This is a genomic window from Bradyrhizobium sp. (assembly GCF_004799405.1).
Classification (GTDB): domain Bacteria; phylum Pseudomonadota; class Alphaproteobacteria; order Rhizobiales; family Xanthobacteraceae; genus Bradyrhizobium.
Map to the genome: position 1 here is coordinate 70,991 of NZ_SSMW01000122.1, position 8,778 is coordinate 79,768.

9 protein-coding genes and 1 tRNA gene are annotated in these 8,778 nt (G+C 63.4%); 5 read left to right on the forward strand and 5 right to left on the reverse strand.

Features of this window, described 5'->3' with window-relative positions; genetic code table 11:
* Positions 1–2: 2 nt before the first annotated feature.
* The 4 genes from fliF to E7813_RS19470 all read right to left on the reverse strand — a co-directional run bounded on the left by fliF (position 3) and on the right by E7813_RS19470 (position 4,579).
* Positions 3–1,628 (reverse strand): flagellar basal-body MS-ring/collar protein FliF, encoded by a 1,626-nt coding sequence (fliF, locus tag E7813_RS19455; protein ID WP_291576657.1) that lies wholly within the window; start codon positions 1,626–1,628, stop codon positions 3–5.
* 174 nt (positions 1,629–1,802) lie between these two features.
* On the reverse strand, positions 1,803–2,078 hold the full coding sequence (locus E7813_RS19460) for a DUF1153 domain-containing protein (protein WP_002714638.1): 276 nt from the start codon (positions 2,076–2,078) through the stop codon (positions 1,803–1,805).
* 214 nt (positions 2,079–2,292) lie between these two features.
* Positions 2,293–2,994 (reverse strand): flagellar hook capping FlgD N-terminal domain-containing protein, encoded by a 702-nt coding sequence (locus E7813_RS19465; RefSeq protein WP_291576659.1) that lies wholly within the window; start codon positions 2,992–2,994, stop codon positions 2,293–2,295.
* Between the two features lie 10 nt (positions 2,995–3,004).
* Entirely contained in the window at positions 3,005–4,579 is a 1,575-nt protein-coding gene (locus tag E7813_RS19470) for a flagellar hook-length control protein FliK (protein WP_291576661.1), read from the reverse strand.
* Positions 4,580–4,951: 372 nt separating this feature from the next.
* On the opposite strand from E7813_RS19470, the gene mnmA reads away from it, so the two are divergent.
* The 5 genes from mnmA to E7813_RS19495 all read left to right on the forward strand — a co-directional run bounded on the left by mnmA (position 4,952) and on the right by E7813_RS19495 (position 8,485).
* Entirely contained in the window at positions 4,952–6,139 is a 1,188-nt protein-coding gene (gene mnmA / locus E7813_RS19475) for a tRNA 2-thiouridine(34) synthase MnmA (RefSeq protein ID WP_291576663.1), read from the forward strand.
* A gap of 29 nt (positions 6,140–6,168) precedes the next feature.
* Positions 6,169–6,807: a class I SAM-dependent methyltransferase gene (locus E7813_RS19480; RefSeq protein WP_291576665.1), complete on the forward strand. Its 639-nt coding sequence runs from the start codon at positions 6,169–6,171 to the stop codon at positions 6,805–6,807.
* A gap of 49 nt (positions 6,808–6,856) precedes the next feature.
* Positions 6,857–7,213: a hypothetical protein gene (locus E7813_RS19485; protein ID WP_291576666.1), complete on the forward strand. Its 357-nt coding sequence runs from the start codon at positions 6,857–6,859 to the stop codon at positions 7,211–7,213.
* 121 nt (positions 7,214–7,334) lie between these two features.
* Positions 7,335–7,411: transfer RNA gene (locus tag E7813_RS19490), tRNA-Met, on the forward strand.
* Positions 7,412–7,756: 345 nt separating this feature from the next.
* Positions 7,757–8,485: a metallophosphoesterase family protein gene (locus E7813_RS19495; protein WP_291576668.1), complete on the forward strand. Its 729-nt coding sequence runs from the start codon at positions 7,757–7,759 to the stop codon at positions 8,483–8,485.
* A gap of 25 nt (positions 8,486–8,510) precedes the next feature.
* On the opposite strand, the gene E7813_RS19500 is transcribed toward E7813_RS19495, so the two are convergent.
* A complete protein-coding gene (locus E7813_RS19500; RefSeq protein ID WP_291576670.1) occupies positions 8,511–8,750 on the reverse strand; it encodes a PilZ domain-containing protein in 240 nt (79 codons plus the stop codon).
* Positions 8,751–8,778: the final 28 nt, after the last annotated feature.

Below are 8,778 nucleotides of genomic sequence, written 5' to 3' on the forward strand. Positions count from 1 at the left end.
GGTCACGCCGGCTCTGCGAGCCATTGACGAATGATGGAAGCGGTCTCGTTCGGGTTGCGCTCGGCCAGTTCGCCGACCCGATGCACCGACTGTGCGTGCACCTGGCCCTGAACCTGGGCGACATCGATCATCTGCGAGGTGGCGTTGCTGCCGGGCACGAGGCTTTGGCCGCCGCTTGCCGCCGGCTGCGCGCCGCCGTCGACCGGTGCCGGCAAGGTACCGCCGCTGGTAAACGACGGGACGACCTCGGAAGCGAGGATGCGCTTGACCAGCGGCCGGACCACCATGAACAGCACCACAAGACCGAGCAGCATCATCACGCCGAGCTCGATGACGTACATCACGTCGTCCTTGGTGAATTGCAGCATGCCGAGCAGTCCGGCCGGCTCGGCGACGGGAATTGCCGCCGGCGCCTCGGCGAATTTCAGGTTCACGACCTCGACCTGGTCGCCGCGCTTCTGATCGAAGCCGATCGCCGAGCGCACCAGTGCGGCGATGCGGTCGAGCTCTTCCTTGCTGCGCTCCTTGTAGACCATCTCGCCTTTGTCGTTCTTGGCATAGCTGCCGTCGACCAGCACCGCGACCGAGATGCGGTTGACCCGTCCGGCCTCGGTTATTTCGGTCTTGGTGGTGTGGGAGATTTCGTAATTGTTGGTTTCTTCGCTCTTCTTGCTCTGGTCCTTCGGCACCGCCGCGGCGTCCGGCCGCTGACCGCCCGGCAATTCATTGTTGACGGTGACCTGCCCGCTGCTGTCGGCAGTGGCGCTGGATTCTTCCCGGGTCTGGCTTGAGCGCAGCACCCGGCCTTCGGGGTCGAACTTGTCCGAAGTCTGGGTGATCCGGTTATAGTCGAAGTCGGCCGAGAGCTGGACGCGCGCCCGGCCGGCACCGAACACGGAAGACACGATCGCCTCGACCTGATTGCGCATCCGCTTCTCGAAGCCGGCGCGGCGCTCGTCGCCGACGGCGTTATCGGCATCGCCGGTGGCGCCATCTGCGAGCAATTGACCGGTTTCGTCAACGATCGAGACCCGCTGCGGTTTCAGGCCGCTGACGGCGGAGGCCACCACGTGGCGGATCGCCCTGATCTGCTGCGGTTCGAGCGTGCCGCGCACGCGCACCACGATCGAGGCTGACGGCTCGGGCGTCTCGCGGGAAAACAGCGGACGCTCGGGCAGCACCAGATGGACCCTGGCCGCCTGGATGCGGTCGATGCCGCGGATGGTGCGGGCCAATTCGCCTTCGAGTGCCCGCAGATGGTTGATGTTCTGGACGAAGCTGGTGGTGCCAAGCGCGTCTGATTTGTCGAAAATCTCGTAGCCGACCCCGCCGCCCTTGGGCAGGCCGCCCTCGGCGAGTTTCATGCGCAGCCGCGTGACCTTGTCCTTCGGCACCATGATGATGGCGCCTTCATTGCGCAGTTCGTAGGGAATGGCCTGGCGTTCCAGGTCCTTGATGATCCCGGAGGAATCCTCGGTGCTGAGGTCGGTAAAGAGCGTCGTCATCTGCGGCGTGGTGACGCGCATGATGACAAACGCGAAGAAGCCGATCAGCGCGGCTGTTACCGCGACCATCGCCATCAACCGCGCAGCACCCAGACCCCTCAGGAAACCCACAAGACCCTGCAAACCGACCGCCCCTCAAAGATTCGGCCCCCGGAGCCGACTGGGCAATTATTGCCTATGGGATGGTTTCGATATGGTTAACGAAGGTTAAGGGCCGTGGCGAAAGTTCAACATGAAAAGGATCGGCCCCGCTTTCGCGAGGCCGATCCCGGTCAAATGCCGTTGGTTCGGGAGAGCTTATTGGCGATATTGCTGGATGCGGGTGGTGCGCAACCCCGCCAGGCCATGCTGATCGATTGAAAACTGCCAGGACAGGAATTCGTCGACGGTCAACGTGTAGCGGCTGCAGGCCTCCTCTAGGGAGAGCAGGCCGCCGCGGACCGCGGCAACGACTTCGGCCTTACGGCGAATAACCCACCGTTTGGTCCCGGGCGCGGGCAGATCCGCAATTGTTAACGGACTGCCATCGGGCCCGATGACGTATTTTACCCTCGGGCGATGGGGCTCTGTCATGGCGTACTCACAAACTCTCAACCACTGAACTCACCGTAATAACCTACGCCCCGCGACTTAAAATTTGCCTAAGCCTACCGCTTCAATAAGAATCTCCTTGAAAATGCCTGAAAAACCTTTGGCCCGGCGTCCCCGAGGAAACCAGGCTGAAGCAGACTGTGAACGAAGTGATAATTTTATCCGCCGGTCCGGTGGCTGCGAGGCGCGGTGGCAACTAATCGACGATGCTCTGAATCTGGTTCACCGTGTAGGTTTGGCCGCCGATCGTCAGCAACGGCGGCGACTGGGTGAGATCGACCGAACTGACCACGCCCTGTATCTGGGTTGAAATGGCCACGTTGTTGTTCGAAGCGTCCTTGGCAGTAGCCGTCATGGTATAATTGCCGGCGGGCCATTGCGTGCCGTCGGAGCCCTCGCCGTTCCACATGAAGGGCTGGTTGTTGCCGGCGTGGACGGCGTAGCTGCCGGTGAAGACGGTCTGCCCGGTGCTGCTGGCGATGCTGATATTGACGGTCGAAGCGGTGGGAATGCTGAGCTCCCAGGTCGCGGCGCCGTTGGTCAGCTGCGCGGTACTGCCATTGACCACCGCCGTCTTGCCGACGAATCCCAGCGCCTGGGTCGATTGCGTGGTCTGCTGCAGCGAGACCAGCGTCGCCAGGGAGTCGTTGGTATTGAGCTGCTGCTGGACGCCGGCGAATTCGACGAGCTGTTGGGTGAACTGGTTGGTGTCCAGCGGATCGAGCGGATTCTGGTTCTGCAACTGCGTGGTCAATAGCAACAGGAAGCTCTGAAAATTGCCGGCAATCTGCTGGGAAGCCAGTGAGTTGGTGGCCGCAGCGGTGGAGGTGGGAGATGAGGCCGGTAGGGGCGTCGTCCCCGACACCACCGGGCTCGATACGCCTGATGTCGCTGCCATGTCCGTCTCCTCAGACCCTGATGTCCACGCCGCTGCTCGATCCGAGCGCGCGGCCATACGTTTGTCCCGCGACCGCCGCGGGAATGCTGTTTTCGTCGCTGATCACCAGCTGCCGCGCGTTACGGCTGCCGCTGTCGTTCTGGCCGGATGAAGATTGGTCGCGCAGGCTGAATTGCAGGCCGTTGCTGCCGGTCCTGAGGCCGGCATCGTCGAGCGCGCGCTGCAATTGCGGCGCGTCCTGTTGCAGCATCGACAGCGTTTCCGGTTTTTCCACGGTCAAATGCGATGTCACCTGGCCATTGCTGTCGACATCGATGCGGACGTCGATGCGGCCAAGGTCGGCCGGGTCGAGCCGGATCTCGAAACGGCTCTTGCCGCTCTGCGCCGATACTGCGATCTCGAGCGCGAGGCCGCTCAACGGCACCGGTGCGGTCGTGGCCGCCGAGACACCCAGCGTGACCGGGGGAATAGTGGCGGCGGCGGCAGTCTGGGACTGTGGCTGAAGCGCGCTCGCTGCCTGCGCGCCCGCATCGGGCGGATCGGCCGGAACATTGACCGCATTGGCGAGCGCCGGATGCTCGCGGGTCGATACCGGCGCGGGACCGGCAAGGTTATCGCCGTTCGCCGGGTCGGCAATTCCGTCCGTGGTCTTTTGCTTGGCCGCGGCGGCGAGTTGTTGCGCGAGGCTGGGATTGGTGTTGCCGGCCGGTACGCCGGCTGCGGACGGATCGGTCGCGTGCGTCGTGGCGTCCGCGTCGTCGGAGGTCGCGCTGCCAACGGGCGCCTCGGCGGAAACCTTGAACGTCGCCTTCTGAACAACCGGCGTTTTCGCGGTAGCGGTCATCGCCAGCGCCACACCGGCCGCCGCGGTTGCGGTAGCTGTGTCGGGTTGCGTCGCCGGCTGGACGGCTGGTGCTGCGACCGCCTTGCTTGCAGCCGTTTGAATTTCCGCCTTTGTGCCGGCGGCGGCATCCGAAACGGTTGCGGTCGCCACCGCCGCAGTAGCTGCGGCGCCGGTATCGGCCTGCGCTGGTAGTGCGGCTGCTGCGGGTGCCACGGACGCGCTGGCGGCGATAGCTGCCGCCGCGATGGCCAACGGCGCTGCGGGATTGCCGGATACCGGCGAAGCTGCCGGCACGTTGGTCAAGGCGACCGCGACGGGAATCGCAACGGCGACCGCATTCGGCGTCGTCACGATCTGTCCGCCGGGCAGCGCCAGGGCGGTGGGATCGGGTGAAGGCGTGGCGGCGGGCTCGCTGCCGGCGAGAGAAGGTTTTGCGGTTGATTTCGCGCCGCTCTTCGAAGCCCCGGATTTCGCTGCGGGTAGCTGAACCGCATCGCCCTTGCCGTCGACATTGGCGTCGGGTGGCTGTTGGACGCCGGCGTTGGAATTGTCCGGGCTGTTTGCCGTTGCCTGGTCGGCCGCGGTGGCGTTCTGCGACCCTCTGTTGTCTGGGGGCGCCGGCGCATCATCGGAGCGGCGAGATGGGAGGGATTGGTCCTGCGGCGGAGCGGGCGTGCTGCCGGCGGTTGTGTTGCTGTCGACCAGTGCGGCAAAACTATCGTTTCCGGCCGGTTGGTCCAACCGGGCAGGCCTCGGCGGCGCGCTTTGAAAAGGCACGTTGGCGGGTGCATCTGGCGTTACGCTGAACACGGGCGGCCTCTTGCGATGAATCTGGCCTATCGTCAGCAAGGACCGGGCCATCCCCCGTATCGAAAAATACATATATTTATCAATGCCATACGTCCTGATCGGACCGGCTGCGGAACCGCGGCAGCGCCCCCTTTTTTGCCCGGCGGCAAGATTTGCCGTTTCGCGCCTGCAAAACGGGGCCATGCGATTGCCTCACCGGAATACGGCCTATATTAAAGAGCAGCTTTTGCTCCGGGGCTTTGCGCCCTTCTTCCTGATCGCGAACGTTCGATGCCGCCGCGATCGCATCGATGACTTAAAGCCATGCTCAACAGTCTGGATCTCGAAGGGCGTCCGCAGGACACCAGAATCGTCGTCGCCATGTCCGGCGGCGTCGACTCGTCGGTGACGGCTGCGCTGTTGAAGTCCGAGGGCTACGATGTCGTCGGCATCACGCTGCAGCTTTACGATCATGGCGCGGCCACCCATCGCAAGGGCGCCTGCTGCGCCGGGCAGGATATCCACGATGCCCGCAATGTCGCCGAGCGGCTCGGGATTCCGCATTACGTGCTGGATTACGAGGACCGTTTTCGCGAATCGGTGATCGACAATTTCGCCGATAGCTACGCCTCCGGCGAGACGCCGGTGCCGTGCATCGAGTGCAACCGCTCGATCAAGTTTCGCGATCTCTTGGCGACGGCGCGCGAGCTTGGCGCTTCGGCGCTCGCGACCGGACATTACGTGGCGTCGCGCCCGCTCGGCGACGGATCGCGCGCGCTGGTCTGCGCCGCCGACGCCGATCGCGACCAGAGCTATTTCCTGTTCGCGACCACGCGCGAGCAACTCGATTACCTGCGCTTTCCCCTGGGCGACATGACCAAGCCGCAGGCGCGCGACCTTGCGCGGCGCTTCGGGCTTGAAGTCGCGGACAAGCAGGACAGCCAGGATATCTGCTTCGTGCCGACCGGGCGCTACACCGACATTATCGGCCGGCTGCGGCCGAATGCGATCCTGCCCGGCGATATCGTCGATCTCGGCGGCCGCATTATCGGCAAGCATCAGGGCATCGTTCACTTCACGGTCGGTCAGCGGCGGGGACTGGGCATCGCCTCCAGCGCGCCGCTCTATGTGGTGCGGCTCGATGCCGGTAGCCGCCGCGTCGTGGTCGGCCCGCGCGAGGCCTTGCGGATGGACCGGATCGTGCTGCGCGATGTCAACTGGATCGGCGACGGTGCGCTCGACCGCGCGGTCGGCGGGGGCCTCGAGATTTTCGTGCGGGTGCGCTCGACCCGCGCGCCACAGCCGGCGTGGCTGCGTGCCGCCGATGGCGGTTATGAAGTAGAACTGGTGGCCGGCGAAGAAGGCGTATCGCCGGGCCAGGCTTGCGTGTTTTACGATGCGCCTTCAGGGCAGGCGCGCGTACTCGGCGGCGGCTTCATCAAGAGCGCTGCGGCCAGCGGCGCCGTGCGCGCAACGACTGCCCCGCTGCTGGCCGAGGCAATGCGCGGATAATTTCAGGCGGATCATTTTCAAGGCGGGGCATGGCTGGGGATATCGACCGCGCGGGGGTCGCAAAGGCTTATGGGCGCTGGGCGCCGGTCTACGATCTCGTGTTCGGCAAGGTTTTCGCTCACGGCCGCCAATCGACCATCGCGGAAGCCGACCGGATCGGCGGGCGGATTCTCGATGTCGGCGTCGGCACCGGATTGTCGCTGTCGGATTATTCGCGCACCACCAAAATATGCGGCGTCGATATTTCCGAACCGATGCTGCGCAAGGCGCAGAGCCGCGTGCGCGCACTCGGCCTTGCCAATGTCGAGACGCTCGCGGTGATGGACGCCAGGAACCTGGCGTTTGCGGATTCGTCCTTTGACGCGGTGGTGGCGCAATATGTCATCACCGCGGTGCCGGATCCCGAAGCCACGCTGGATGATTTCATCCGCGTGCTGAAGCCGGGCGGCGAACTCATCCTGGTCAATCACATCGGCGCCGAGAGCGGTCCGCGCCGTATCTTCGAACTGGCATTCGCGCCGCTGGCGCGCCGGCTCGGCTGGCGGCCGGAGTTTCCATGGGCGCGGCTCGTGGACTGGGCGGCCAGACATGGCGGCGTCAGCCTGACCGAGCGCCGGCCGATGCCGCCGATGGGGCATTTTTCGCTGATCCGTTACCGCAAATCCTGAGAGATCGTGGAACGACGGAACATCCGCCGGAGTCCGCCGTTTCCCACCTATGCGGATCAAACGGTGTCTCCTTATCTCCTGCGTGCTGATGGCGGCCTCCGGCATGGCGGCAGCTCAAGGCCCGCCTGCGCCGGCGACGCCACCGGATCATATCGTGCCGCCCGTGCCTGCCTATAATTGCGCGCCGACCCAATCGACGGCGCAGGGAAAGATCGCGCCGGAGGGCGCCACGACAGGGCAAAGCCGCGAGCCGCTTAGCGATCAACTGGCGAAATCCGACGGCGTATTGTGTCCGCCCGCCGGTGTTGATCCGCAAATGCGGGCACCGACCCCCGATACCGGCAACACGCCGGTGATCCCGCCGCCAGGCAGTCCCGGCGGAGACCCGACGATCCGGCCGAAATAACCGCGATTTGCAGGCACTTGGAGCCAAGAGCAGGTTTGCTTGACATGCCCTTGACCGGCTTCTTATATGCCGCGCGTTCGCGGGCCGCGGCATATCAAGAGCCAAAGCCGATGGATGCCGTGGCGGGGTAGCTCAGCTGGTTAGAGCACGGGAATCATAATCCTGGGGTCGGGGGTTCGAGTCCCTCTCCCGCTACCATCGATAAAGCCGGCACTTCGAACCCTTTCCACAAGCGACCTGAATGGGTCCCTGAATTCCAGATCGGGCAGGGCGTCCTTGGTAACGGGAATATCGGCAAGAGCCTCTGCGTTTTCCTTAAACCGCTGAACGGCCTGCGGATGAAGCTCGATGACATCGGCGTCAGTTTCAGCAGGTGGCAAGTTCGGCTTCAATTCGTGTTAGCTCTTGCCGTGCCGGGACCAAGAGGGGCTTCGCCTCATTGTCAGCAATTGCCCGTTTCGCGATCGAGGTCACGATCCGTTGGATTTCGGCTTTAGCCTTGGCTAGCTGTCCAGGGTGGAGCGCTTTCGCCGCGGAGGAAAAATGCGGGTCGCACTGCTATCTGATATCCACGGAAACGACGTAGCGTTTCGCGCTGTTCTTGCCGATATAAAGCGGCAACGCGTCGATCGGATTGTTTGTTTAGGCGACGTAGCCACACTGGGGCCGACCCCCCGACAGACCGTAGAAATGCTCGCCGAGCTGAATTGCCTCTGTATCATGGGCAATCACGACGCCTTTCTGCTGGAACCGGCACGGGTGAAAGCCTACACGCGAGCCGTGCCCGTCCTCGATGCCATCGACTGGTGCAAGAAACAACTGTCGAAAGAAAGTTTGGACTGGCTCTCCTCCTTCAAGCCTGTCGCGCGGCTTTCGCTTGGTTCGAATGGCACCATGCTGCTCTACCACGGGTCGCCGCGTTCAAATGTGGAAGATATTCTCCCGACCACGACGGCGGAACAACTGGATATTCTCCTTGGCGGACAGCGAGCGACAGTTATGGCTGGCGGGCACACCCATGTGCAGATGTTGCGACAGCATCAAGGCAGTCTTCTCTTGAACGTTGGCAGTGTTGGTCAGCCCTTCAAGGAGTATGCTGCCGGAAGACGCCCGACCATCCTCGCACATGCTGAATACGCGGTCGTAGAGGAGGAGGCCGGTGTCATCAGCGTTGATCTTCGTCGAGTGCCGGTCGACAGGCGCGCATTGCAAGACAGTGTCGCCAAGACCGAGAATCCCCTGCGCGAATGGCTTATTCAACAATACGCATGAAATATATAGCGCCGCGGGGCCCGGCCTAACTGAACGCGACACCGATCCGGTGTTCTTTGCGCCACACAAGACGGCAGGCCAATTGCAATCGATCGCCCGGCACTACCAGCACGAATCTCTCAGGTAGGCCGGTTCGGCTGGATATTTCGATTGCCGCGCCAGTTGCGGAAAGGTTGCGCACCAGACAATTGACGGACTGGCGGCCAAACTTGACCGCTCCAACCTTCAATACGTCGTAGCGAGGCGCTCTCCGATTCTCGGACATGGGATTACGCTACGGCAAATTCTTAAAA